We start from the raw sequence: 24,702 nt of genomic DNA on the forward strand, positions 1-24,702 counted from the left end.
ATGAAAAAACTGCTGCAGATCTCGCTCGCCCTGGCCACTGCCTTTGCTGCCTTTGCAGCTCAGGCCCAGGATGTGAAAGCGGGCGAGAAGAAGGTTGCGATGTGCATTGGCTGCCACGGCATCGTCGGCTACCAGGCCAGCTTCCCCGAGATCCACAAGGTGCCGATGATCGCGGGCCAGAACGCGAAGTACATCGTCAGCGCCCTGCAGGCCTATGCCAAGGGCGACCGCAAGCACCCGACGATGCGTGGCATTGCCGGCTCGCTGAGCGATCAGGACATGGCCGACGTTGCCGCCTTCTACGAGCAACAAGCCAAGCTGCCGGCCGTGGCCGACAACGTTCCGGCCGCACCGGCCAACGTGGCCGAGCTGCTGACCAAGGGCGCCTGCGTGTCCTGCCATGGCGCCAATTTCAGCAAGCCCATCGACCCGAGCTACCCCAAGCTCGCGGGCCAGCACGCCGACTACCTGAGCGTTGCGCTGAAGTCGTACAAGACCGAGAAGAACAACAACGTCGGCCGCAGCAACGGCGTCATGGCCGGCCAGGTCAAGCAGTTCAGCAACGCCGAGCTGAAGGCCATCGCCGCCTACATCGGTTCTCTGCCGACCGAACTCGCTACCGTGCCGCAGAGCAAGTTCCGCTGAGCCCAAGAGGCCTGCCGACAAAGCCGCCTTGCCAGGCGGCTTTTGTTTTTTTGAGTCAGACCAGACGGGCGTGCATTGCTGCACGCCCGGCGCCGGACCCGGCGGTGATACTGCGCCCGCGGTGCGACGCGGTGCCATGCTCAAAAAAATACCAGTTTCTGAAGCGACGCTTGGGATGTATATCCAGTCACTGGAAGGATCCTGGCTTTCGCATCCGTTCTGGAAAACCAAGTTCGTGTTGACCGACCCGGTCGACCTGGCCGCGTTGAGGGCCAGCGGCCTTCCGGCCGTCTGGATCGACGTGAGCAAAGGCTGCGATATCGGCACGCCGGCCCAGCCGCCAGCGCCGCCCCCCAGGATAGAAACACCGCCGCCTCAGCAGCTGTCGCCACCAGCCCCCGCACCCGTCCAGCGCGAACCCCGGGCCCGTTTCGAGGACGAAGTGGGCCGCGCCGCCGAGGTGCTGCACCGTTCAAAACAGGCGGTGACAGCGCTGTTCAACGAGGCGCGGTTGGGCAAGGCCATCGATTCCGAGGTCTGCCTGCCCATCGTTGGCGAGATCGCGTCCTCCCTGGAGCGCAACCCGTCGGCCTTCGTCAGCCTGGCCCGGCTCAAGACCAAGGACGACTACACCTACATGCATTCGGTCGCCGTCTGCGGCCTGATGGTGGCGCTGGCCCGTCACCTGGGCCTGCCCGACGAGCAGGCTCGCGAGGCCGGCCTGGCGGGCCTGCTGCACGACGTGGGCAAGATGCAAATGCCGCTGCATGTGCTGAACAAGCCAGGCGCGCTGACCGATGCCGAGTTCGACGTGATGCGCAGCCACCCCGAGCGTGGCTGGGAGCTGTTGAAGGATGGCACCAAGGTGCCGCCGGCGGCGCTGGACGTCTGCCTGCACCACCACGAGAAGATCGACGGCACCGGCTACCCGCACAAGCTGGCGGGTGAGCAGATCAGCCTGATGGCGCGCATGGGCGCCGTTTGCGACGTCTATGACGCGATCACGTCCACGCGCCCCTACAAGGCCGCCTGGGACCCTGCCGGCTCGCTGCAGCGCATGGCGCAGTGGAAGGGCCAGTTCGACCCGATCATCTTTCAGGCCTTCGTCAAGAGCGTGGGCATCTACCCGACCGGCACGCTGGTGCGGCTGCAGTCCGGCAAGCTGGCCGTCGTCGTCGACCAGAACCCGGCGGCCCTCGTCCTGCCACGCGTCAAGGTCTTCTTTTCGACGAAGTCCGGCATGCCCATTCCGGTGCAGCTCATCGACCTGGCTGCCAGCGGCACCAGTGACCGCATCGCCGGCCGCGAGCCGCCCGAGAACTGGAACTTCACCCATCTCGACGAGCTCTGGAATCCCAACGGAAAACGTTGAACTCCCAACGCGGAACGATGATGAAGGGGCATTGCCGGCCCTCCTAAACTGCGCCCATGCAGTTGGGAGATCAGCGATGAAACGATGGATGGGCGTGGCCCTTTTGGCGGTCGCTTGCGGCGCGTCGGCGCAGACCCTGCGCTGGGCCAGCCAGGGCGATCCGCAGACCATGGACCCGGACTCGCAGAACGAGAGCCTGACCAACATGGTCAATGGCCAGATCTACGAGCGGCTGACGAACCGTGACGCCAAGCTGGCCCTGGTGCCGGGTCTGGCCACGGAGTGGAAGCAGACCGGCCCGCTGAGCTGGCGCTTCAAGCTGCGCGCAGGCGTCAAGTTCCACGACGGCACGCCGCTGACGGCGGATGACGTCGCCTTCTCGGTGCAGCGCGCCAAGGAGCCCACCTCGCAGATCGCCGTTTGGGCCAATGCCGTGGGCACGGCCAAGAAGGTCGACGACCTGACGGTGGACTTCCAGCTGACCACCTTCAACCCCATCTTCCTGCAGCACATCGACCAGCTCTGGATCATGAGCCGCAAGTGGTGCGAAGCGCACAAGGCCACCAAGCCGCTGGACTTCAAGAACAAGGAAGAGGGCTTTACCGCGCTGAACACCAACGGCACCGGCCCCTTCATGCTGGCCAGCCGCCAACCCGGCATCAAGACGGTGCTCAAGCGCAACCCGAACTGGTGGAGCAAGACCGAGGGCAACTTGCAGGAGGTCGTCTACACGCCCATCGCCACCGACGCGACGCGGCTGGCGGCGCTGGTCTCGGGCGAGATCGACTTCGTGCTCGACCCCGCGCCGCGCGACATCGCCCGGCTGCGCAACACGGCCGGCGTCAAGGTCATCGAAGGCCCGGAGAACCGCCTCGTCTTCATCGGCATGGACCAGTCGCGCGACAAGCTGCTGTACGGCAACGTGCCGGGCGACAAGAACCCCTTCAAGGACGTGCGCGTGCGCCGCGCCCTCTACCAGGCCATCGACATCGAGGCGGTGAGGACCAAGCTGATGGCGGGTCTGTCCGTGCCCACCGGCGCGCTGACGCCGTCCGGCAACGCCTCCTTCGACGACCCGGCCCTGCAGACTCGCCTGCCGCACGACCTGGCCGGCGCGAAGAAGCTGATGGCGGAGGCCGGCTTTGCCGACGGCTTCGAGGTGACGCTGGACTGCCCCAACAACCGCTACATCAACGACGAGGAGATCTGCACGGCGTTGGCCTCGATGTGGGCGCAGCTCAAGGTCAAGGTCAAGGTCAACGCCATGCCCCGCGTGCTGTACTTCCCCAAGCTGGAGAAGTACGACACCAGCCTGTACATGTACGGCTGGGGTGGCTCGGTGACCGATGCCGAGAGCATCCTGACGCCGCTGTACCGCACGCGTGGCGACAAGGGCGTGGGCAACTACAACTTCGGCGGTTTCCGCAACGACAAGGCCGATGCGCTGGCGGCCCAGTCCAGCGTCGAGCCCGATGCCAAGAAGCGCGAGCAGCTCATCCGCGGTGCGCTCACCGAGCTGCGCGAGCAGGTCAACATCATTCCGCTGCACCGCCAGGTGGTGCCGTGGGGCGCGCGGGCAAATGTCACGGCCGTACACCGGCCCGACAACTGGCTCGAACTCGCCTGGGTGCAAATCAGCCGCTGATTTCCGCCCTTTAACGGCCCATCGCCTGAGGGGCCGGCGCGGGACACTGGCCTGAGCCCAGATTTCCGCCCGCGCCATGCTGTATCGCCTTGCTGCCCTCGTCCTGACCCTGTCCCTCGCCGCCTGCGGAGGCGGCGGTGGTGGTGGTTCGGATACGCCGGTGCTGGAAAAGCCGCCCACGCTGCGCGGCGTTGCCGCCACCGGCGCGCCGCTCGTCAGCGCGCAGATCAGCGTCGTCGACGGCCAGGGCAAGGCCGTTGGCACGGCAACCACCCATGCCGCCGACGGCAGCTACAGCCTGACGCTGAGCACCAACAGCCCCGCGGCGCCCCTCTTCATCCAGGCGCGTGGCCTGGACGCAGGCGGCACCATGCAAGTGCTGCACTCCACGGTGCCGACCATCAGCGCCGCCATGGTGGGCCATGTGACGCCGCTGACGAATGCCATCGTCGCGCTGTCGCTGGGCACCGAGCCCGCGCCGGTGTTCGCGGCCGCCGCCACCAGCACCGGCCAGCTGACGCAGATGGCCAACGCCAGCACCGCCGCGAGCGACTTCCTGAAGACGCTGGTCAAGACCCAACTGACCGACCTCAAGTTCACCGACCCCAAGACGCTGGACCTGCTGGCCGACGCGACATTCGCCGCCAACAAGGGCGCCCACGACCTGCTCATCGAGAGCGTGCGGGTGGACCTGGCCCGCTCCAGGCTGAATGTGCCGCTACTGCAGATCGGCAACAAATTCCTCGCCGCGCCGACGGCTGAAGTCGTCGTCGAGCTGACCACGGCACAGACCGAGCTGCTCAAGGCCAGCGGCACGCCGGCCAATGCCATCACGTCCACGCTGAAGGCCGCCACCAGTGCCAGCACGCTGCTCGGCAATCTGCCCGGCCTGGACGACCTCGGCGCCGCGCTCAACCAGCTCATTGCCCAGGGCCGCGACGTCAGCACCATCCTGACGAGCGCCCTCGTCAGTGGCTACGACAAGCACAACAGCCGCAGCAAGACCGACCTCGCCGCCACCCTGTCCATCTACACGACGGCCAACCGCCAGTTCGGTCGCTTCCAGCTGCTGGGCTGCGCCGACGACGCACCCACCGCGGGCAACTGCAGCAAAGTGCTGGTGGGCGCCGTCATCAGCGACTCGACCGGCGCCGTCGTTGATCTGTTCAGCGACGCCGTCAGCTACAACAAGGCCGCGACGACGACGAACAAGTGGAACCTGATCGGCAACGGCAAGAAGCTCGCCGTGGCCGTGCACCCGCTGGGCTTCATGGCGCTGAACGCCGACGGCACGGCCAGCACCGCCGTCGTGCCCAACCCCGGCATCGGCCTGCAGGTCGAGATCCAGGCGCAGACGCCCGACCCCATTCCCGTCAACCCGCCGGTGCAACTGATCAGCTCGGCCACCCTGCAGCTGCCCGGCGGCTTCAGCATCCCGTTCGGTTATTGCAGCCGCCCGAACCTGTGCGTGTCTTCCACGACCGGTGCCACCAATCTGATCGCGACGGGTGGCGTCGGCGACCTCGCCATCCAGCGCGCGGCGGTCGGCTGGATCGGCAGCGCGGACAGCGTGCGTGGCGCCAAATACATCGTCAATTACACGATCGCTGGCGCAGCCGAGACGCGTACCGCCTACTTGCGCGCCGACGTCCTCGGCGAACCGGCGGCCACGCGCTTCCCGGCCCTGGACGGCGTCGCCGTTGCCAGCCCGCTGTTCGCGGCCACGCTGCAGAGCGGCACGCTGATCATCAACTGGTCCGCCTGGGCCGCGGCCAACCCGGACCTGCGCATCATCGAGATCAAGCGCGTCTTCACGCCGACGGCCGGTGGCTCACCCACGGTGGTGGACACGGCGCCGCCGCTCCCGCCCAAGACCGTCGCCACGCTGAGCACGGCCTACACGCCCGTGGGCGCTGTCACGTCGGAACTGTGGCTGCAGGCCATGGACGCCCAGGGGCGGCGTTTCCATACCCGGTACACGGGCAAGCTCTGAAACGACAAAGGCGCCCAAGGGCGCCTTTTTTGTCTTGTGGCGGAAGCGGTGAGATTCGAACTCACGGAAGGCTCACACCTTCGACGGTTTTCAAGACCGTTGGATTAAACCACTCTCCCACGCTTCCCCGGGGAGGCGGCATTCTACGGTGCCGGGCTATGTGCCCGGCTGCTGCGCCTGCTCGCACGCCACCGAGATGATTTCGCGCTGCAAGCCATCCACACGCGCCGCCGTCAGCTGGCCACCCCAGATGCAGCCGGTATCGAGGCCGAGCAGGTGCGGGCGGTCCAGCAGCCCCAGCGTCGACCAATGGCCGAAGGCGACGGGTGTGTCTTGGGTTTGCCGGCCCGGCACGTCGAACCACGGCATGAAGCCTTCGGGCGCGGCGCCAGCGCCGTCCTTGGTCTTGAAGTCCATCTCGCCGTCGGCGGTGCAAAAACGCAGCCGGGTCAGTGCGTTGACGGTGAAACGCAACCGCGCAGTGCCGGCGAGGTCGGGGTCCCAGCGCGCCGGCTCGTTGCCGTACATGGCGTGCAGGAAGTCGGGCAGGGCGGGGCCGCGCAGCACGGCCTCGACCTCGGCGGCCAGCGCCAGCGTGTCGTCGCGGCTCCATTGCGGCGCGACGCCGGCATGCACCATCAGCCAGCCGGCCTCGTAGACGGCCATGCGCTGGTGGCGCAGCCAGTCGGTCAGCGCGTCGCGGTCAGCGGCGGCCAGGATGTCGTCCAGCGTGTCGCCCCGGTGCGGCCGGCGCACGCCCTGGGCCGCGGCGAGCAGGTGCAGGTCGTGGTTGCCCAGCAGGCAGGTCGCCGAATCACCCAGCTGGATGAGCTTGCGCAGCGTCGCCAGCGACTGGGGCCCGCGGTTGACAAGGTCGCCCAGCAGCCAGAGGCGGTCGCGCGATGGGGAGAAATCGATGCGTTGAAGCAGGCGCTCCAGGGCATCACAGCAGCCTTGGACGTCGCCGATCAGATAGTTCATGGGCAGTGATTCTCCCGGCCCCGAAGCGAGGGATCGCACGATGGGCCGGGTCATCTCCATCTGATAGTCTCCCGGGCTTCGTTTTTGCCCTTGCGCTACCTGGGGTTTTCCCAGGGTTTGGCGCCTTCAATGGACACCGCTCTCGTTCTCGTTCTGATCCTTATCAACGGCCTTTTCGCGATGTCGGAGATGGCGCTGACCGCCAGCCGCAAGGCCCGGCTGCAGGTGATGGTGGAGAGCGGGGAGGGCGGCGCACAGGCCGCGATGGACCTGCACGACAACCCGACCAAATTTCTGTCGACGGTGCAGATCGGCATCACCGGCATCGGCGTGCTGAACGGCATCGTCGGCGATGCGGCTTTCTCGGGCCCGCTGTCGCGCTGGCTGAGCGAGACCTTCAACCTGCATCCCCATGCGACCGAGATCGCGGCGACGGCCCTGGTGGTCGTGATCATCACGCTGCTGACCATCGTCTTCGGCGAGCTGGTGCCCAAGCGCATCGGCCAGATCTACCCCGAGAACGTGGCTCGCCTCGTTGCGCCGTCGATGAACTTCCTGTCCCTCGCTGCGCGGCCCCTGGTGCGCCTGCTCAGCGTGACGACCGAGGCGACGCTGGGCCTGCTGGGCCTTCGCAACAAGGGCCAGCGTGGCGTGACGGAAGAAGAGATTGCCGCCAGCCTGGAGGAAGGGCTGGATGCCGGCGTCATCGAGCAGCACGAGCACCAGATGGTGCGCAACGTGTTCCGCCTGGACGAGCGCCAGGTCGGCTCGATGATGATTCCTCGCACCGAGATTGCCTGGCTGGAAGTCGACGCGACGCCGGCCGAGGTGCTGGCGGTGCTGCGCGAGCATGGCTTCAACCGCTACCCGGTGTGCCGTGGCGGCCTGACCGAGGTGCTGGGCGTGGCCAATGCGCCGGCGCTGCTGGCCGGCATGCTGGAAGGCCTGCCGCTGGACCTGATGGCGGGCCTGGAGCCGCCGCTGTTCGTGCCCGAGACGCTGTCGGGCATGGAGCTGCTGGAACATTTCCGCGTGTCGGACGCGCCGCTGGTTTTCGTCGTCGATGAGTACGGCGAGGTGCAGGGCGTCATTGCCGTGCGCGACGTGCTGGAGGCCATTGCCGGGGAGTTCAATGCCCCCAGCGATGGCGATGCCTGGGCGGTGCAACGCGAGGACGGGAGCTGGCTGATCGATGGCCTCATCCCCGTGCCCGAGCTGAAAGACCGCCTGGAGCTGAAGGAACTGCCCGAAGAGGACCGTGGGCGCTACAACACCTTGGCCGGCATGATCATGCTGCTGCTGGGGCGCTTGCCGCGCACGACCGATGTCGTGGAGTGGGACGCGTGGAGATTCGAGGTCGTGGACCTCGATGGCAAGCGTGTAGACAAAGTGCTGGTCAGTCGTCTGACCGAACCTGGAGAGAAAGAATCATGAGCAACCCCCCGATGTACGGCGAACTGCTGCCGCTGGACCGCGAAGTCCACAAGAACCTGAAGCTGGACACCAACCAGGCCGTCGTCAGCCGTGTGGCCGACCAGAACTCGGTCTTCCTGGCCGCCGTCGAATTTGGCGACGCCTGCAAGGAATATCCGGTCGTCTTCGTGCGTGCCGGCGGCGCTGGCCCGGACAGCAAGCCCGCCGTGGCACCGCTGGCCGTGCTGGGCCTGCGTGCAGGCTCCAACCTCTTCGTCGACGGTGACAAGTGGACGGGCAACTACGTGCCCGCCTACGTGCGCCGCTACCCGTTCGTGATGGCCCGCCTGGACGACAGCTCCAACAACATGGCTGTCTGCTACGACACCAAGTGGCCGGCCTTCAACGAGACCACCGGCGAAGCCCTGTTCAAGGACGGCCAGCCCACCGAGTTCCTGCTCAACGCCAAGTCCTTCCTGGAGAACTTCGAGCAGGAAGCCGAGCGCACCCGCCTGATCTGCAATCTGCTGGTTGAGATGGACCTGCTGCAGGACATGCGCTTCGAAGCCACGCTGCCCAATGGCGAGAAGTTCGACGTTGAAGGCTTCCTGGCCCTGGACGAGAAGAAGTACGCCGAGCTGGCGGACGACAAGGTGCTGCAACTGCATCGCAACGGCCTCATCGCGCTGATCGAGATGCACCGCCTGTCGCTGACCAACATGAACCGCCTGGTCAACAAGTACGCGGTCTGACCCGTCTTTGTGTCAGCACGAGGCCACGCACTGCGTGGCCTTTTTCTTGGCCGCTGTGTGCCGCCGGGCAGAAAGCAGCTTTTCGAAGCGGCAGTTGTCACTTCTCTGAGTGACGCATAAACCCAAACGAGGCTTGAAATTAGATGTATCCGTCTGTGAATGTCAAAAGATTGAGTCATTTCAATCCCTAGACTCCGCCCCTCGGCGCGTTGGGCGCCAAGGATGCTGTCCATGATCCCTACCTTTTTTGAAGAAAGCCGGCGCACGCCGCTGAACCCCAATGGCGGTCCGCCGTTGGAGTTGGACAGCGACTTCGGTGCGTTGGACGGCGATGCCTACGACCTGGTCGAGCGTCGCTATGGGGATCGCGGCCTGTCGGTGACGCGGGAGCGCTACAGCAGCCGCAACGAAGACGGCGACATCGTCTGCACGGCGCGCAATGGCGAGCAGATCGTCGGCACGCTGTCGGTGCGCTTTGACGGCCAGGGCGGCCTGCATGCCGACAAGCTGTTCGAGGCCGAACTGGCCGAATGGCGCGCCGGCGGCGTCAAGCTCTGCGAGTTCGGCAGCCTGGCCGTGGACCGCCACTCACACAACGCCAAGCGCGTGCTGGCCCAGGTGTTCCACCTCGGCTACCTGCACGCCCACCGCAAGGCGCGCTGCGAACGCCTCATCATCGAGGTCAACCCGCGCCACGTCGCCTTCTACCGCCGCTACCTGGGCCTGCTGCCCTTCACCACGGCCCGCCACAACCCGCGTGTGAACGCACCGGCCGTGTTGATGAGCATCGACTTCGCGACGGTGCGCGAGCAGATCGCGGTCTGGGGCGGCCGCCCCGAGCTGCTCACCCAGGCGCGCTGCCTTTACCCGTTGGCGTGGGACGAGGCGACCGAAGCCGCCATGCTCGCCAAGCTCCCCTGAGCGAACAGGCCCGCCGGCACGGTGCAGCCCGGCTGACGGTCAGTCAGCTGCGCGGCCACATGCGGCGCGGTGGCGAATTCCTGCTGCAGACGTTGCAGTAAATCCTCGCGGTTCGGCAAAGGCGCGCCGCAGGAAATGCGCGCTGCGATGGCGCGATCCAGCGCCCCTTCCAGCCCGTTGCACTGCACGGAGAACGACGTGTGATGCGGCTGGCCGAGGCTGTCAGTCCATGTCGCGACGACGCGCAGCACCGGCCCGACCGTGCGCAGCACCCACTCGAAGCGGATGCCGGCCGTGCGCGTGCGGCTGCGGCGCATCAGGCGGCCCATCGTGCTGCCGCCCGGGCGGCGAGGGCGCTCCAGGCGCATCTCGTGCAGAAAGTGTTCGGCGGCGGCCGCATTGGCGGCGCTTGCCATGGAGGGGGTGTCCATGGTTTCAATCTTCATGGTGTGACTCCAGAGGTGCTGATGAACCCGCAGCTCAGTGGCAAACGGCGTTCCCGCGCGTTCAAAGCAGCGGCTCAACGAGGCGCGCAAAGCCCTGCAGCAGGCGCTGGCCCAGGCCGCGCTGCGACCACTGCGCGGCCTCGATGCGCTGCGACACGGTCAGGTCGCGGGCGAACAGGGCCTGCATCTGCTGGCCGAAGTCGTCGCCCAGCACGATGACGTCGATCTCGTGGTTGCCGACGATGCTGCGCCAGTCGAGGTTGCTGGAGCCGACGCTGGAATAGACGCCGTCGACAACGGCCGTCTTGGCATGCATGACGGACTGCGTCATCTCGTGGATCTCCACGCCGGCCTCCAATAGCTGGGCATAGCGCGAGCGCGCTGCGTGCAGCACCATCGCCACGTCGCTGCGCCCCGGCAGCACGAGCGAGACGGCGACGCCACGCCGGGCCGCGTCGCACAGGGCCTGGATGAGTTCGTCGCCGGGCGCGAAATAGGCCATGGTCAGCTGCACGCTGCGCTGCGAGGCCCCGATGGCGCGCAGCAAGGCCGTGTAGCTCGGGTTGATGCCATTGGCCGGGTCGCCCACCACCAGCTTGACGACGCGCTGGCCCGGCGTGGCCACGCGTGGCGCCGGTGCCGCTGCCAGCTCGCCCTTGCAGCCCTGCAGCGCCCAGGATTCGCGGAACACCACGGCCAGCGCCGACACGACGGGGCCACGCAACTCCACCTGCGTGTCGCGCCAGCCCTGCTTGTCGGCGTCTGCCGGAGGGGCTCTTCGGCGGGCGCTGCCGAAGGAACCCTCGGCGTAGACATTGCTCAGGTTGATGCCGCCGGTGAACGCCACGTCGCTGTCGACGGCCAGCATCTTGCGGTGGTTGCGCTGCAGCAGGCCCCAGTGGCCCGGCCGCTCCAGCGGGTTGACGGGGTTGAAGGCGCAGACGGCGATGCCGCCCTGGCGCAGGCGTTCGAAGAAGGCGGCGTCGGTGCCCATCGAGCCGACGCTGTCGTACAGCAGCGCCACGCTGACGCCCTCGGCCGCCTTGCGCAACAGCAACTCGCCCACCTCGGCAGCCACGCCCTCGTCCTCGACGATGTAGAACTCCACCATCACGCGCTGGCGGGCGGCGGCGATGGCCGTCTTCATCGCGGCAAAGGTGGCTGGCCCGTCGACGAGCAGCTTGGCCGTGTTGCCGCGCAGCAGTTGGGCATCACCGGTGCTCGCCAGCACTTCCAGATGATGCTCGAACAGCGCGCCGTTGCCCTCGTCGCGCACGCGGGCCAGGTCACGCGCCTCCACGGCCTCGCTCACCAGGCCGCTGCGGCCTTGCAGCGTGATGCGCTCCGACGCCTGGCGTGGCGGTAGCGGCCGCAGTTGCCGGTCGGCCCCAGGCAGGCTGCCGCAGGCCACCGTGCCGCCCAGCAGGAACAGCGCTGCCAGGGCCCAGGCCCAACCAACGAGGGAGAGGCGGCAGCAGGGTTTCATGAGATCGATCGCTGGCAATCGGCGTGCCCGCCCGCGCGCTCGCCGGCAATCGGAAATTTTTTCCGCATGCCTGCGAATCTGTTCAAAATGATCGGCCCGCTGCTGGGTATCCCTGTAACAAAGCCCGAAGGAAACGACGCGCATGCCGCACGCTTTGGTGGTGGACGACGACCATGACTCCGCAACCTCGCTGCGGGACTTGATCGCGGGCGAGCAGTTCACCGTCGCGGTGGCCCACAACCTGCGCGATGCGCGGCGCCAGCTCGCGCTGCAGCAGCCCGACATCCTGCTGCTGGACCTGCGCCTGCCCGACGGCAACGGCATGGACCTGCTGGCCGATCCCAAGCTGGTGGCCAACTCCGAGGTCGTGCTGTGCACCGGCCACGCCAACCTGGAAACCTCCATCCAGGCGCTGCGCCTGGGCGCGGCCGACTATCTCGTCAAGCCGGTCAACCTGAAGCAGCTCCAGGGTGTGCTGTCGCGCATCATGAAGCCGGCGGCGTTGCAGGCCGAGGTCCAGGACCTGACGGCCAACCTCGACGAATCGGGCCACTTCGGCCACCTCTGGGGCCGCAGCGCGCCGATGAAGCGCATCTACGAGCAGATCTCGCGCGTGGCCGGCACCAGCGTGTCGGTCTTCATCACCGGTGAGTCCGGCACTGGCAAGGAGGTGGTGGCCCAGACGGTGCACGACCTCAGCCGCCGCCGCAAGCGCCCCTTCCTCGCGGTGAACTGCGGCGCCATCAGCCCCAACCTCATCGAGAGCGAAATCTTCGGCCACGAGAAGGGCAGCTTCACTGGCGCCGAGCGCCAGCACCAGGGCTTCTTCGAGCGCGCCAGCGGCGGCACGCTCTTCCTGGACGAGATCACCGAGATGCCGCTGGAGCTGCAGGTCAAGCTGCTGCGCGTGCTGGAGACCGGGCGCTTCATGCGCGTGGGCAGCACGACGGCGCTGGAGACCGACGTGCGTATCGTCGCCGCCACTAACCGCCTGCCCTACCAGGCCGTGTCCTCCGGCAAGTTGCGCGAGGACCTGCTCTACCGCCTCAACATCTTCCCCATCGCGCTGCCGCCGCTGCGCGACCGCGTTGCCGACATCCCGCTGCTGGCCAACCACTTCCTGGCCGCCATAGGCGAGCAGGAGGGCGCCGTGCGCCGTTTCACGCCCGAGGCGCTGGCGATGCTGGTCGCCTACCCCTGGCCGGGCAATGTGCGCGAACTACGCAATGCCGTGCAGCGCGCCTACGTGATGGCCCAGGGCGACGTCATCGACGAAACCTGGCTGCCCGGTGCCCACGAGGCCGGCGGAGTCACTTCAGCCTGGGGGGGCTTCGCGCCGGAGATGCCTGCGCCCGCACCCGCTCGCCCGCGTGAGCCGGCACCTGCGGCTGTGGAGATGCCCTTCATCACCCTGCCCATCGGCTCCAGCCTGGCCGAAGCCGAGCGTGCGCTGATGCTGGCCACCTTGCGGCACTACAACCACCACAAGGAACGCACGGCTGCGGTCCTGGGCATCAGCCTCAAGACGCTCTACAACCGCCTGAAGGAATACGCCGCCGAGAGCGCGCCGCCCTCCGACTGCAGCACCTCGGAGTAGCCGCGCCGGGGCTCGTCAGCGCTGGCGGGCCAGTTGTGCGGCCCAGGGGCGCAACGGTGGGCTGAAGGTCGCTGCCGGCACGGCCGCGGTGGCCTGGCGGCCGATCAGTGCGGCGTAGCGCCGCGTCATCTGCCCCAATACGCGTGGCCAGTCCTGTTCCTGGGCGCGCAACAGCGCGGTGCGGCGCAGGGCGGTGTGGCTGCCGCCCAGACTGGCGTCCATGGCCTCGGCCCAGGAGCCCGCGCGCGGCCGGTCCACCAGCAGGCCGGCGCCGGCCACCAGCTCGCCCAGGCCGGCCGCCGCCGCCGCGACCACCGGCGTGCCGCAGGCCATCGCCTCGAGCACGCCCAGGCCGAAGGTCTCCTGGTCGCCGGCATGCACGTAGGCATCGCAGCTGGCCACCAGCCGGGCGAGCTGGCGGCTGTCGTGCTCGGGCGGCAGCACCCGCACCTGGCCGCCCACCGGCGCCGCCGGCCCGTTGCCGACGACGATCAGCGCATGGCCGCGGCCGAGCAGGGCGACGGCATCCGCCAGCAGCTGCAGGTTCTTCTCCGGCGCGAAGCGGCCGGTGTAGACGAGCAGGCGCGTGGCCGGTTCCAGGCCATGGTCGCGGCAGAACTGGGCGCGCCAGGCGGCGTCGCGTGCACAGGGCGTGAACACCGAGCAATCCACGCCCAGCGGCTGCACGGTCACGCGCGGCACACCCCAGCCCTGCAGGCGCTGGGCGAGGCCGCTGCTGGGCGCCATGACGACGTCGAAGTGGCGGTACAGGCCCACGAGATAGCGCCGCGCCCAGCGTTCGGCGCCGCGGCCGCCGAGCGTGCGGGCGGCCAGCGCGGGCAGATTGCTGTGGCAGAAGGCCACCGCCGGCACGCGCAACTGCTCGGCCGCGGCGAGCGAGGCCCAGGCCAGCGTGTAGGGGTCGGCCGACTCGATGAGGTCGGGCGCCATGAACTCCATCTGCCGCAGCGCGCGGCCGCGCGCCAGCACCACCCGCTGGCCGCTGCCGCCGGGCAGCGCCACGCCGCCGCAGTCGACCATGCCAGGCCCCTGCGCACCCGGCGCGATGACGCTGTGCCGCCAGCCCAGCGCGCGCAGGCGCTCGTGCTTGGCCGTCAACACGCGCCGCACGCCGCCGACCGGGCTCCAGAACATCGACACATCCAGCAGATGGGGGCCCGCCGCAGGACGGCTGTCCTGGGCCTGCTGCTCGGGCCGTGTGTAGCTCATTTGCATTCGGTCACATCGGCAAGCTGCGTGCCTGCGCATTGCCGATGCCGCCGCGGTTTGCGGCAAGGCTTACAGCTTCCCGCGCGTGCTGGACCGGGGCGAGGCCCTGGGCGAGCACGTGGCCCGTGGCGAGCAGGCATCGCGCTTGCCATGGCTTTGGAGCCTGCAACTGCCCGGAGTGAAGCTCGTGCGCATCGTCTACGTCAGCGAGACGTTTCCCCCTGAAATCAACGGCGTGGCCCTGACCGCCGAACGTACCGTGCGCCATCTGCGAGCCGCTGGCCATGCCGTGCAGCTGATCCGGCCTCGCCAGCCGTCTGAGCCTGCACGCCGCGACGCCGAGGAATGGCGCTGCGTCGGCGGCCCCGTCCCGATGGCCCCCGAGCTGCACTACGGCTGGGCCACGCCGGCGGCGCTGCGCGTGCTGTGGCAGGAGGCCGAGGCGTTGCCCGACGTGGTGCATGTGGCGACACCAGGCCCGCTGGGCTGGGCGGCGCTGCGCGCGGCGCGCGCGTTGGGCCTGGCCACCAGCGCCGACTTCCGCACCAACGTCCACGCCCACTGCGGCCACTACGGCATGGGTTGGCTGGAGCCGGTGGCACTGGGCTATCTGAAGCGCTTGCACGCGATGGCCGACGCCACCTTCGTGCCGACACCCGAACTGCACGACCAGCTGGCAGCCCGGGGCTTTGAGCGGCTGCAGGTGCTGGGCCGCGGCGTCGATGCCCAGCAGTTCTCGCCAGAGCGTCGCGACCCGCGCCTGCGCGGCGACTGGCGCCTCGCCAACGATTACCGCGTGATGCTCTACGTGGGCCGGCTCTCACCCGAGAAGAACGCGGGCCTGGCGCTGCAGACCTTCGAGCGCCTGAGTGCGCGCCGCCCGGGCCTGCGCATGGTGGTCGTTGGCGACGGGCCGCTGCGCGAGGAACTGGAGCGCGCCCATCCGCGGGCGCGCTTCGTCGGTACGCTGACCGACGCCGCGCTGGCCCGGTATTACGCCAGCGCCGACGTCTTCCTCTTTCCCAGCCTGGCCGATACCTTCGGCAACGTGACGCTCGAGGCCCTGGCCAGTGGCCTGGCCGTGGCCGCCTTCGACACCGGTGCCGCGGGGCTGCACGTGCACGACGGCGTCAGCGGCTGCCTGGCCCCGCCCTGTGCCGGGCTGGCCGTCGCCGATGCCTTTCTGGAGGCCACCACGCGGGCCCTGGATGCCTCGGCGCTTGACGGTCCGCTGCGCCAGCTGGCGCGGCTGGCCGCCATCCAGGCTCCCTGGGGCAGGGTGCAGCGTCGCTTCGAGCGACAGCTGTCGGAACTGGCTGCAGCTGGCAGCGCCGCGCGTCTGGCGGCGTGATGCTGCCTGTTGCCACCACGCCGCGCCCGGTGCCGGCGCCGCTGACCGCGCGTGCCTTCAGCTGCGCCTGTGGCCGGCCGGTGTTCTTCCGCAACAGCGAATGCCTGGCCTGCCACCGGCCGCTGGGCTACGACGCCGAGCGCGGCCTGCTGCTCGCGCTGGAGCCGCTGCGCTCGGGTGGCTGGCGCGAAGTCGGCGTGGCGACGCGCCGTGCGCGGCGCTATGCGCGCTGCGGCAACCTCGACTCGGCAGCCGCCTGCAACTGGCTGCTCGGTGCAGCCGAGCTTGCGGCCGGCCAGACGCTGTGCCGCTGTTGCCGGCTCACGCGCACCGTGCCCGACCTGACCCAGCCCGAGGCGGGGCCGTGGTGGTGCCGCGTCGAGCAGGCCAAGCGCCGTCTCGTGTCCTCGCTGATCGGGCTGAAGCTGCCGGTCATCTCGAAGGCGGACGACCCGGAGCGAGGCCTGACCTTCGACCTGCTGCTGGCGCCGCTCGAAGGCCCACCCGTCGTGACCGGCCATGCCGACGGGGTCATCACGCTGGACGTTGCCGAGGCCCACGACGCGCGCCGCGAGCAGCTCCGCGATCAGCTCGGCGAGCCCTACCGCACCCTGCTCGGCCACCTGCGCCACGAGACCGGGCACTACTACTGGCAGCAGCTCGTCGAGCCGACGGCGTGGCTGGAGCCCTGCCGCGAACTGTTCGGCGACGAGCGCGAGGACTACGGCGCCGCGCTGCAGCGCCACTACGCGAACGGCGCACCGCCCGACTGGGGCCAGCGCTTCGTCAGTGCCTACGCCAGCTCCCACCCCTGGGAGGACTGGGCCGAAACCTGGGCCCACTATCTGCACCTCGTCGATACGCTGGACACGGCGCGCAGCTTCGGCCTGGACGGCGAACGCGTCGAGCTGAGCTACGAGCGCTTCGGCGCCGAGTTGTTGGCCGACGCGAGTGACCCGCAAGCCGACGGCTTCCTGCAGCTCATCAACAGCTGGATGGAGCTGACCGGCGTGCTCAACGAACTCTCGCGCAGCATGGGCGTGGCGGACTTCTATCCCTTCGTGCTGTCTGCGCCGACGGTGCGCAAGCTCCATCTGGTGCACTGCGTGGTGCGCGGCGCGGCGGCCGGCTGCTGATTCACAGTTGAGGCACTGCCGAGTTAGCGCTCAACCGGTGCCAGCTCGGCCGGCTGCGCGCGCAACTCACTGGGCAGTTGCGGCGGCGGTGACGGCCGTGTGCCGATCAGCGCGTCCAGCCGGGCCAGCACGTCATCGACGGACAGCGGCTTGGGCCAGAGTTCGCAGAACCCCTGGTCCTTGATGTCGAAGTGGATGTCCGCCGTCACCGCGACGGCCGGGGCAGCCTCGCAGCCAGGCAGCGCACGCAGCAGGTCGAGCAGGCCGCTGCCTTGGAAGTCCGGCAGGTCCAGGTCCAGCAACAGCAGCACCGGCCGCAGGCCGGCGGCCAGGCACAAGGCCTCCTCGCCCGTCGGCGCGATGACGAGGTCGAGTTCGGGGCGTCGCTCCAGGATGGCAGCCATCAACAGCGCATTGACCGGATGGTCCTCCACGTAGAGAACGGTGCGGCGGGCTGAGATGGGCATGGTTCCTCCGGAGCATTTGTCACCGGCAAGGGCAAGCTGCGTGCCTGCCTTCGTGGCGTGGCCGGGCACAACGCTTGCCCAAGCAGGGCCATCCCATGCCCATCACGCTAAAAGGCCTGCCATGACCACCATCGATGCCCCCACGGACGCACCCCGCAGCTTCGGCGTCTTCAAGCCCGTCGGCCATGTCGTCATTTCATTTCCCGAGGCCGCGCAAGCTCAGCAGGCCGCGCTGGCCCTGGCTGGCCTGGGCCTGGCGCCAGACGCCGTGCATCACTACAGCGACCGGCAGATGCTCCAGCAGATCGACGAAGACATCGCGAATGCCAGCCCGCTGGCGTCGATCGGCCAGGAGATGAACCTCGTGCTGGCCCACCGTGTGCTGGCCGAGAAGGGCTACCACTGGCTGCTGGTGCGTGCAGCCAGCGACGCGCAGGCCGCGCAGGTGGCCACGGTGGCGCGCGACTGCGGCGCCGAGCGCGCCCAGCACTACGGCCACTTCATCATCGAGGAGCTGATCGCTCGCCCTGGCGACGTGGCGCAGGTGGCCGAGTCGCCCGACCGTGGCCTGGATGCGCAGACGCCCTCGGGCAAAGAGGCCGAGGCGGGCGAGCTGAAGAAGGCCGGCTAGCCCGCTTTGCATCGAGGTGCCCCTGGCACGCCGATCAGGCCAGCCACTGCCCGGCCGCAGCGCAGCCGCGGCCGGGCAGTGGCAAAGGCTCTTTTACAAGGCAGCTGCGCGCGCCTGGTCGCGCAGTGTGCGGATCTGTAGGTGGTTGCGCTTCACGCCTTCGTACTGGCGCTCCACCACCAGGCGCACATCCGGCGGCAGGGATTCTTCCAGCGCCTTGCGGTAGCTCTCCAGTGCGCTGTCCTCGCCGCGCTCGGTTTCCTCGAGGATGGCCTTGTCGGTGTAGCCCGCCAGCGTGCCCTTCACGGCCACCCAGCCGCGGTGCATGGCGCCTGCGGCAGTGCCACCGTCCTCTGCCTTGCCACCCAGGTGGGTGACGAGGGATTGCAGCTCGCTGGCCGCCATGCGGCATTCCTCGGCGCGGCGTTCGAAGGATTGCCTGAGGGCGGTGTCGGTGACGTATTCCGCCGAGGCGTGGAAACCGTACTCGCCGTCCTTGGAGGTTTCGATCAAGTCGTTCAGCGTGTCGATGATGTCGTCGTTGCTCATGGCATGTCCTTTCACGGGTCGATGAACTCACCCCGGCGGCTTGTGCCGCGAGAGCGTCCAGCCCGTTGATGGCAGCCCGCGTTCCCGCCGTGTTACGGCGTGTTCGCTGCGATGGCGGATTGCAGCGCTCGCAGCAGCTCGGCCGGCGCGCAGGGCTTGCGCAGCTGCACGAACTCGCCGTCCGCGATGGGCCGGTTGCTGAAGCCGCTGATCAGCACCACCGGCAGGCCCGGGCGCTGCGCGCGCAACTGCCGCGCCAGCCCCACACCGTCCATCGTGCCGGGCATGACGACATCGCTCAACACGACGTCGGCCTTGGCGCCGTCGTCCAGCACGCGCAGCGCCGCGCCCGCCTCGCTGGCACGCAACACCTTGGCGCCATGCGCCATGAGCAGCGCTGCGGTCACGTCGCCCAGAGATTCGTCGTCCTCGACGAGCAGCACCGTCGTGCCGGCGATGCTTTGCTGGGGTGCGTCAACAGAGGGCTTGTCGGCACTGTCTTCGGTGCCACCAGCCACCGGCAGCAGCAGCGAGACGGTGGTGCCGATGCCGGGCGTGCTGGCCAGGCGCGCAGTGCCGCCCGCCTGCGTGGCGAAGCCATGGACCTGGCTCAGCCCCAGGCCCGTGCCCTGGCCAACGCCCTTGGTCGTGAAGAAGGGCTCGAAGGCATGCTCGACCAGGCTCGGGTCCAGCCCCATGCCGTCGTCGCTGACGGTCAGCAGCACGTAGTCGCCCGGGGGCAGGTGCTCCAGGCCTTCCAGGTCGGTCGCCTTGGCGTTGCTGGCCCTGAGCCGCAGCTCGCCGCCGGCGGGCATGGCGTCGTGCGCGTTGAGGGCCAGGTTGACGAGGGCCAGGTCCAGCTCGTTGGTGTCCACACGCACCGGCCAGACCTGGGGCGACACCTGCACCTGGATCTCGATGCGCCGGCCCAGCACGCTGCGCATCAGCTCTTGTACCTCGGGCAGGTAGCGCGCGAGCGACAGCGTCTGCACGCGCACCGGGCGGCGGCCGGCGAAGCGCAACAGGTGCTGGGTCAACTGGCTGCCCTTGTCGACGGAGCGCTGCGTGGCGCTCAGCGGCCCCTGCAGCTCCAGCGCGCTGGGGTGGCGCTGCATCAGATGCATGCTGTTGCTGATGACGCCCAGCAGGTTGTTGAATTCGTGGGCCACGCCGCCGGTGAGCCGGCCCAGGGCAACAACCCGCTGGCTCTGCGCGCCGCGTTGCTCCATCTGGCGCGTGCGCTCCACGGCTTCGGCCACGCTCTGCTCCAGTTCGGCGCGTGCGCTGGCCATGCTGCGGCCGGCCTCGGACAGTGCGCCGGCCACGCCGTCGGTCTCGACCATGCCCGTCGGCCCGGCCTCGACGGGCCGGCCGGCCTGCAGGTCCTGGGCGAGTTGCTTGAGCGCGTGGATGGGCCGTTCGATGCGGCGCGACACCCAGACAGCACCCGCAATGGCCAGCGCCAGCAGCACCAGCGCGCCAACGACGACCCGCTGCACCGCCTGCGGCATGCGGCCGGCGAACTCCTGGCGCGGCATTGCGCTGATGAAGCTCCAGCCCAGCGGCGACGTGCTGAAGTAGCCCGCTGTCTGCACGCCGTCCAGCGACACGGATTCGAAGGCGCCTTCGCGCGCAGCCGCCATGCGTTGGCGCAGATCGCTGGTGGCTTCGCGGCCGACAAAGCTCGCGCCACCGGGCAGGCGGGCGACGAGGCGGCCACTGCTGTCAATGACCGAGCCTATCCAGCCCGGATGCGGCGCCTGCGCCTGCACGATGCGCTGCAGCTCCGAGGGCCGCACGGTGACGACGAGGTTGTAGACGAGCCGGCCGTCGCGCGTGACCGGCTCCACCCAGGCGGCGTGCGGCTCCTGCGCCTCGCCGGCTTGCTGCGGGGCAGCCGGCGTCAACGGCAGCATGACGGCTGCGGGGCTGAGCTCAACCGGGCCCGCCGCCGGGATCGCTGCACCTTCGGCCTGCCGGGTGCTCAGCAGCACCTGGGCCGGCGCGCGCAACTCCACCCAGCCGTCCATGCCTTGCATCGCGCGCCGGGCCAGTCGCTCGAAGGCCCGCAGCCGCTCCTCGTCCGGCGGTGCGGGGCCGTCCAGCGCGGTGGATTGCGCCAGCACGTGCGCGATCGCCGCGCGGCGAGAGAGTTCGCCGTCCACCAGCATGGACAGCGCGCGCGAGGTGTCGCGCAGCGTGCGCTCGTGGGCGTCTCGCTCGGCCTCGTAGGTGCTTCCAATCAGCCAGGCCGCGCCCAGCATGCAGGGCAGCAGCACCGACAACACCAGCAGCAGCAGACGAGATCGGATGGTGACCGGCATGGTGATGGGAGGGCTGGGCGGGTCACGGGGCGTGGCCGAGCCGGTTGCGCAGGCGCCACCATAGCGCCACCAACGCCGCCTCGGCTGGGAAGATGCTTTGCCGGGCTCAGGGCAAACGGCAGGCCTGGATGATCAGGAGGAGGCCACGCAATGTCCAGGTGCTGCGCGATGCCGAAACAAACGCTGGATTCGGGCCGAGCGCCGTCCCGCGTTGGCCATGTGCTTACCGGTTGCCACGGCAAGCATCGCCGCCCCCGAGGGGGCCATCAGTCAGCTGGCGGGCTTCACGATGATGTTGTTGCGTACTTCCTTGACGTCCGGCACGGCGCGCGCGATCTGGCCGGCACGATCCTTTTCTGCCTGCGACGTGGCGAAGCCCGCAAGCTGCACCGTGCCCTTGAGTGTCTCGACCTGGATGCGCATGGCGCTGACCTGGGTGTCTTCGGCGAAGCGCGCCTTGACGCGTGTGGCGATGGTGGCGTCGTCGACGTACTCACCCACGGTGCTCTGGCCGCTGGTGACGGCGCAGCCGACGTTGGCCAGCGCAGCAAGCGCAACCATCGAGGCGATGAGGATCTTCTTCATGAGTTCTCCTTGCGCGAGGGGATCTCGCCAGGGCCAAGAGCAACCGGCGTGCCTGGGGCGGTGCGGCGGATTTCGGGCAGCCCTTGTTTCCCGATGTGTGCGGGTGTTTCGCGGCAGGCTTTACCGCAATTGCCGGCAGCGCCTGCCGTCATCGGTAAATCCTGCCGGCACGCCGTCGGCCTGACGGCCCTGCACCGGCAGGAAATGCCGGTCGTGCAGGGCTAAACGGCCCTTTTGTGACCGGATGCGACGCCGGCCGCGGCTCGGCATGGAGGTTGCGTTGCAACAGCAGGGCCGAGTCCCGCAGCAGGCGCTGCAGCGACGCGGCATGCCACCGATCCCTGAAAGAGACCTATGCCTTCCATGGACCAGCGCACCGACCAACGGCAGGCCCAGACTCTGTCGCCCCGACTGCAGCACGCCGTGCGCCTGCTGCAGATGTCGTCGTTGGATTTCGCGGCCATGCTGCGCGACACGCTCGGCCGCAACCCCTTCCTGGAAGCCGAGGATGGCGACGGCGACGAGAACGCGCCGCCGCTGGATGCGGCCAACGGCGTCGAGCCGCATTCGCTTGGAGGCATGGACGCCGTGGCCGCCGATGGCGTTGCCGAGCCGGATCTGCCCGCCGGTGCCGACGCCGACATCGCACCCGACGACGGCGGCGACCGCGACCTCTGGGCGGCCGACACCGCCGGCCAGCGCCACGCCGAGGAGGGCGAACTCAGCGCGCTGGACCTGATGGCCGTCGAGACCTCGCTGACGACACATCTGCATGGTCAACTCAATGTGCTGTCGCTGTCCGAGCGCGACCTGGCGCTGGCGCGCACCGTCGTCGAGTCGCTGGACGAAGACGGCTACCTGCGCACGCCGCTGGATGACCTTCTCGGCGCGGCCGAACTGGACCCGATGCCCGAGCCTCAGGAGATGCAGATTGCGCTGAAGCGCGTGCAGGCGCTGGACCCGGCCGGCGTGGCGGCGCGCAGCGTCGGCGAGTGCCTGCTGCTGCAACTGCCCGCCATCGACTGCCCCGAGATGCGCGGCCTCGCCCAGGCCATCATCAGCGAGCATCTGCCGGCGCTGGCGGCGCGCGACGTTGGCGCACTGGCGCGCCGGCTCGGCGAATCACCCACGCGGGTGGAGGCCGTCTGTGATCGCATCCGCCGGCTGGACCCGCGGCCGGGCTGGCGCTTCAGTTCATCGCAGGTGGCCTACGTCGTGCCCGACGTCATCGTGAGGAAGGTGCGCGGCGAATGGAAGGTGCAGCTCAACCCGGCCATCGTGCCCAGGGTCCGGCTCAACCAGGTCTATGCCAACCTGTTCCAGCGCCACCGCACGGCGGGCAATGCCGAGCTGGGCGCGCATCTGCAGGAGGCACGCTGGACGCTGCGCAACGTCGAGCAGCGCTTCTCCACCATCCTCGATGTGGCCGAGGCCATCGTGAAGCGCCAGCACAACTTCCTGGACTACGGCGCGATGGCGATGAAGCCGCTGGGGCTGAAGGAGATCGCCGATGAAGTGGGCGTGCACGAGAGCACCGTCTCGCGCGTGACCAACAACAAATACATGGCCACGCCAGTGGGCGTGCTGGAGCTGAAGTACTTCTTCAGCCGCGCCATGATCAGCGCCAACGGCAGTGCCTGCTCGGGCACGGCCATCCGCAGCCTCGTCAAGGACATCATCGAGGCCGAGAGCCCCGACTCGCCGCTGTCGGACGCCGAGATCACGCGCCAGCTGGCCCAGCAGGGCCTGGTCGTCGCGCGCCGCACCGTCACCAAGTACCGTCAGATGCTGAAGATCGACGCGGTGGAACGGCGTCGGCGCGTGGCTTAGGGCCGGGCCGGTGTGACGCGCCAGATCGTGTTGCCGACATCGTCGGCCACCAGCAGCGCACCACGCGCATCGACAGCCACGCCGACCGGGCGGCCGCGGGCCTCGTCGTCGGGGCCCAGGAAGCCGGTCAGCACGTCGACCGGCAGCCCGCTCGGCTTGCCGTCGGCGAAGGGGATGTAGATCACCTTGTAGCCCGCGAAGGGCTTGCGGTTCCAGGAGCCATGCATGCCGATGAAGACGCCGTCGGCCGCGGCCCCTGGCAGCAGGCCCGGCAGCGGGCTGCGGCCCGCTGCCGCAAGGCCCAGCGCCGCCACGTGGGCGCCCAGCGCGTAGTCGGGTACGAGCGCGCGCGCCACGAGATCAGGCCGCTGCGGCTGCGCCCGGTTGTCGACATGCTGGCCGTACCAGCTGTAGGGCCAGCCGTAGAAGCCACCGTCGCGCACCGAGGTCAGGTAGTCGGGCACGAGGTCGCTGCCGAGCTCATCGCGCTCGTTGGCCACCGTCCACAGCACGGGCGCGCCGCTGCCGGGTGCTGGCATCCAGGCCATGCCGTTGGGGTTGCGCAGGCCGGTGGCGAACAGACGCTTGTTGCCGGTCGCACGGTCGATCTCCCAGATGGCGGCGCGGCCGTCCTCGGCCTCGATGCCGTTCTCGGCCACGTTGCTGTTGGAGCCCACGGTCGCGTAGAGCTTGCTGCCATCGGGGCTGGCGATGAGGCTCTTGGTCCAGTGGTGATTGCGCGTGCCGGCCGGCAGATCGGTGAGCTTGCGCACCGGGCCGGCCAGGGTCTTCTGGCCCGTCGTGTAGGCGTATTCCCAGACGGCGTCGGTGTTGGCCACGTAGAAGCGGTCGCCCACCAATGCCATGCCGAAGGGCGAGTTCAGGCCCTGCAGAAAAACCTCGTTCACCTCGGCGCGGCCATCGCCGTCGGCATCGCGCAGCAGCGTGATGCGGTTGGCGCTGGTGCCGGTGGAGCCGGCCTTGAGCATCAGCTTGCCCATCACCCAGCCCCTGATGCCTTTGCCTTCCTCGGGCCGCGGCGGCGCATTTGTCTCCGCCACCAGCACGTCGCCGTTTGGCAGCACGTGCAGCCAGCGCGGGTGCTCCAGGCCGGCGGCCAGGGCCTGCACTTGCAGGCCAGCGGCAGCCGTGGGCGCCTGGCCTGGCTGCCACGGGCGTGCCGCGGCGACGTGGGCCGTGGGCAGCACGGTCTGTACCGGCTCGGCCAGCGTGGGCCGCGGGCCGACGTCGGCGCCACTGGGCAGCCGCGTGCTTTCGCCGCAGCCGGCCAGGGCCACCGCCAGCACCGCCAGGTGCAAGGACTTGAGGGTGTGGCGGGGCATCAGTA

General features: G+C 68.9%; 21 protein-coding genes and 1 tRNA gene. 12 read left to right on the plus strand and 10 right to left on the minus strand.

Annotated features, from left to right (window positions below; genetic code table 11):
* The 4 genes from AC07V5_RS12935 (at position 1) to AC07V5_RS12950 (ending at position 5,655) form a co-directional block, all read left to right on the plus strand.
* A complete protein-coding gene (locus AC07V5_RS12935; RefSeq protein WP_495116082.1) occupies positions 1-645 on the plus strand; it encodes a c-type cytochrome in 645 nt (214 codons plus the stop codon).
* Between the two features lie 136 nt (positions 646-781).
* On the plus strand, positions 782-2,017 hold the full coding sequence (locus tag AC07V5_RS12940) for a cyclic di-GMP phosphodiesterase (protein ID WP_495116083.1): 1,236 nt from the start codon (positions 782-784) through the stop codon (positions 2,015-2,017).
* A gap of 76 nt (positions 2,018-2,093) precedes the next feature.
* Positions 2,094-3,662: an ABC transporter substrate-binding protein gene (locus AC07V5_RS12945; RefSeq protein WP_495116084.1), complete on the plus strand. Its 1,569-nt coding sequence runs from the start codon at positions 2,094-2,096 to the stop codon at positions 3,660-3,662.
* Between the two features lie 76 nt (positions 3,663-3,738).
* Complete coding sequence (locus AC07V5_RS12950; protein ID WP_495116085.1) at positions 3,739-5,655, plus strand: hypothetical protein; 1,917 nt, start codon at positions 3,739-3,741, stop codon at positions 5,653-5,655.
* A 37-nt stretch (positions 5,656-5,692) separates the two neighbouring features.
* Here AC07V5_RS12950 and AC07V5_RS12955 read toward each other — a convergent pair.
* Positions 5,693-5,782, minus strand: a tRNA-Ser gene (locus AC07V5_RS12955).
* Between the two features lie 29 nt (positions 5,783-5,811).
* Entirely contained in the window at positions 5,812-6,636 is an 825-nt protein-coding gene (locus tag AC07V5_RS12960; protein ID WP_495116086.1) for a symmetrical bis(5'-nucleosyl)-tetraphosphatase, read from the minus strand.
* 129 nt (positions 6,637-6,765) lie between these two features.
* Between AC07V5_RS12960 and AC07V5_RS12965 the strand changes: the two genes are divergently transcribed.
* From AC07V5_RS12965 to AC07V5_RS12975, 3 genes are all read left to right on the plus strand, one after another.
* A complete protein-coding gene (locus tag AC07V5_RS12965; protein WP_495116087.1) occupies positions 6,766-8,070 on the plus strand; it encodes a hemolysin family protein in 1,305 nt (434 codons plus the stop codon).
* The gene (locus AC07V5_RS12970; protein WP_495116088.1) at positions 8,067-8,801 is read left to right on the plus strand and encodes a SapC family protein; all 735 of its coding nucleotides are present in this window, start codon (positions 8,067-8,069) and stop codon (positions 8,799-8,801) included. Before AC07V5_RS12965 ends, AC07V5_RS12970 begins: the two co-directional genes overlap by 4 nt.
* Positions 8,802-9,032: 231 nt before the next feature.
* Complete coding sequence (locus AC07V5_RS12975; RefSeq protein ID WP_495116089.1) at positions 9,033-9,722, plus strand: N-acyl amino acid synthase FeeM domain-containing protein; 690 nt, start codon at positions 9,033-9,035, stop codon at positions 9,720-9,722.
* Here the strand turns inward: AC07V5_RS12975 and AC07V5_RS12980 are convergent.
* Both AC07V5_RS12980 and AC07V5_RS12985 read right to left on the minus strand, forming a co-directional pair.
* The gene (locus AC07V5_RS12980; RefSeq protein ID WP_495116090.1) at positions 9,665-10,168 is read right to left on the minus strand and encodes a hypothetical protein; all 504 of its coding nucleotides are present in this window, start codon (positions 10,166-10,168) and stop codon (positions 9,665-9,667) included. The two genes, AC07V5_RS12975 and AC07V5_RS12980, sit on opposite strands and share 58 nt — an antisense overlap.
* A gap of 61 nt (positions 10,169-10,229) precedes the next feature.
* Positions 10,230-11,654 (minus strand): phospholipase D-like domain-containing protein, encoded by a 1,425-nt coding sequence (locus tag AC07V5_RS12985; protein ID WP_495116091.1) that lies wholly within the window; start codon positions 11,652-11,654, stop codon positions 10,230-10,232.
* Between the two features lie 142 nt (positions 11,655-11,796).
* Here AC07V5_RS12985 and AC07V5_RS12990 point away from each other — a divergent pair, with 142 nt between their 5' ends.
* On the plus strand, positions 11,797-13,251 hold the full coding sequence (locus tag AC07V5_RS12990) for a sigma-54-dependent transcriptional regulator (protein ID WP_495116092.1): 1,455 nt from the start codon (positions 11,797-11,799) through the stop codon (positions 13,249-13,251).
* 15 nt (positions 13,252-13,266) lie between these two features.
* Here the strand turns inward: AC07V5_RS12990 and AC07V5_RS12995 are convergent, their stop codons facing one another.
* Complete coding sequence (locus AC07V5_RS12995) at positions 13,267-14,481, minus strand: glycosyltransferase (RefSeq protein ID WP_495116093.1); 1,215 nt, start codon at positions 14,479-14,481, stop codon at positions 13,267-13,269.
* Positions 14,482-14,566: 85 nt separating this feature from the next.
* Here AC07V5_RS12995 and AC07V5_RS13000 point away from each other — a divergent pair, with 85 nt between their 5' ends.
* Complete coding sequence (locus AC07V5_RS13000) at positions 14,567-15,832, plus strand: glycosyltransferase family 4 protein (protein WP_495116094.1); 1,266 nt, start codon at positions 14,567-14,569, stop codon at positions 15,830-15,832.
* Positions 15,832-16,968 (plus strand): zinc-binding metallopeptidase family protein, encoded by a 1,137-nt coding sequence (locus AC07V5_RS13005; RefSeq protein ID WP_495116095.1) that lies wholly within the window; start codon positions 15,832-15,834, stop codon positions 16,966-16,968. The genes AC07V5_RS13000 and AC07V5_RS13005 overlap by 1 nt, the downstream gene beginning before the upstream one ends.
* A 23-nt stretch (positions 16,969-16,991) precedes the next feature.
* Here the strand turns inward: AC07V5_RS13005 and AC07V5_RS13010 are convergent, their stop codons facing one another.
* Positions 16,992-17,435 carry a response regulator gene (locus tag AC07V5_RS13010; RefSeq protein ID WP_495116096.1) on the minus strand — a complete coding sequence of 148 codons (444 nt, stop codon included), beginning with the start codon at positions 17,433-17,435 and terminating at the stop codon, positions 16,992-16,994.
* 121 nt (positions 17,436-17,556) lie between these two features.
* Between AC07V5_RS13010 and AC07V5_RS13015 the strand changes: the two genes are divergently transcribed.
* Entirely contained in the window at positions 17,557-18,066 is a 510-nt protein-coding gene (locus AC07V5_RS13015) for a hypothetical protein (RefSeq protein WP_495116097.1), read from the plus strand.
* 93 nt (positions 18,067-18,159) lie between these two features.
* Here the strand turns inward: AC07V5_RS13015 and AC07V5_RS13020 are convergent, their stop codons facing one another.
* From AC07V5_RS13020 to AC07V5_RS13030, 3 genes are all read right to left on the minus strand, one after another.
* Positions 18,160-18,615, minus strand: a complete 456-nt coding sequence (locus AC07V5_RS13020; RefSeq protein WP_495116098.1) for a PA2169 family four-helix-bundle protein — start codon at positions 18,613-18,615, stop codon at positions 18,160-18,162.
* 92 nt (positions 18,616-18,707) lie between these two features.
* Positions 18,708-20,939, minus strand: a complete 2,232-nt coding sequence (locus AC07V5_RS13025; RefSeq protein WP_495116099.1) for an ATP-binding protein — start codon at positions 20,937-20,939, stop codon at positions 18,708-18,710.
* A 270-nt stretch (positions 20,940-21,209) separates the two neighbouring features.
* Positions 21,210-21,500, minus strand: coding sequence for a BON domain-containing protein (locus AC07V5_RS13030; protein WP_495117061.1), 291 nt, complete (start codon positions 21,498-21,500; stop codon positions 21,210-21,212).
* A 378-nt stretch (positions 21,501-21,878) separates the two neighbouring features.
* Here AC07V5_RS13030 and rpoN point away from each other — a divergent pair, with 378 nt between their 5' ends.
* Entirely contained in the window at positions 21,879-23,354 is a 1,476-nt protein-coding gene (gene rpoN / locus AC07V5_RS13035; protein ID WP_495116100.1) for an RNA polymerase factor sigma-54, read from the plus strand.
* On the opposite strand, the gene AC07V5_RS13040 is transcribed toward rpoN, so the two are convergent.
* Positions 23,351-24,697: a PQQ-dependent sugar dehydrogenase gene (locus AC07V5_RS13040; RefSeq protein ID WP_495116101.1), complete on the minus strand. Its 1,347-nt coding sequence runs from the start codon at positions 24,695-24,697 to the stop codon at positions 23,351-23,353. The two genes, rpoN and AC07V5_RS13040, sit on opposite strands and share 4 nt — an antisense overlap.
* Between the last annotated feature and the right edge of the window lie 5 nt (positions 24,698-24,702).

This window comes from Roseateles sp. GW821-FHT02E12 (genome assembly GCF_059421665.1).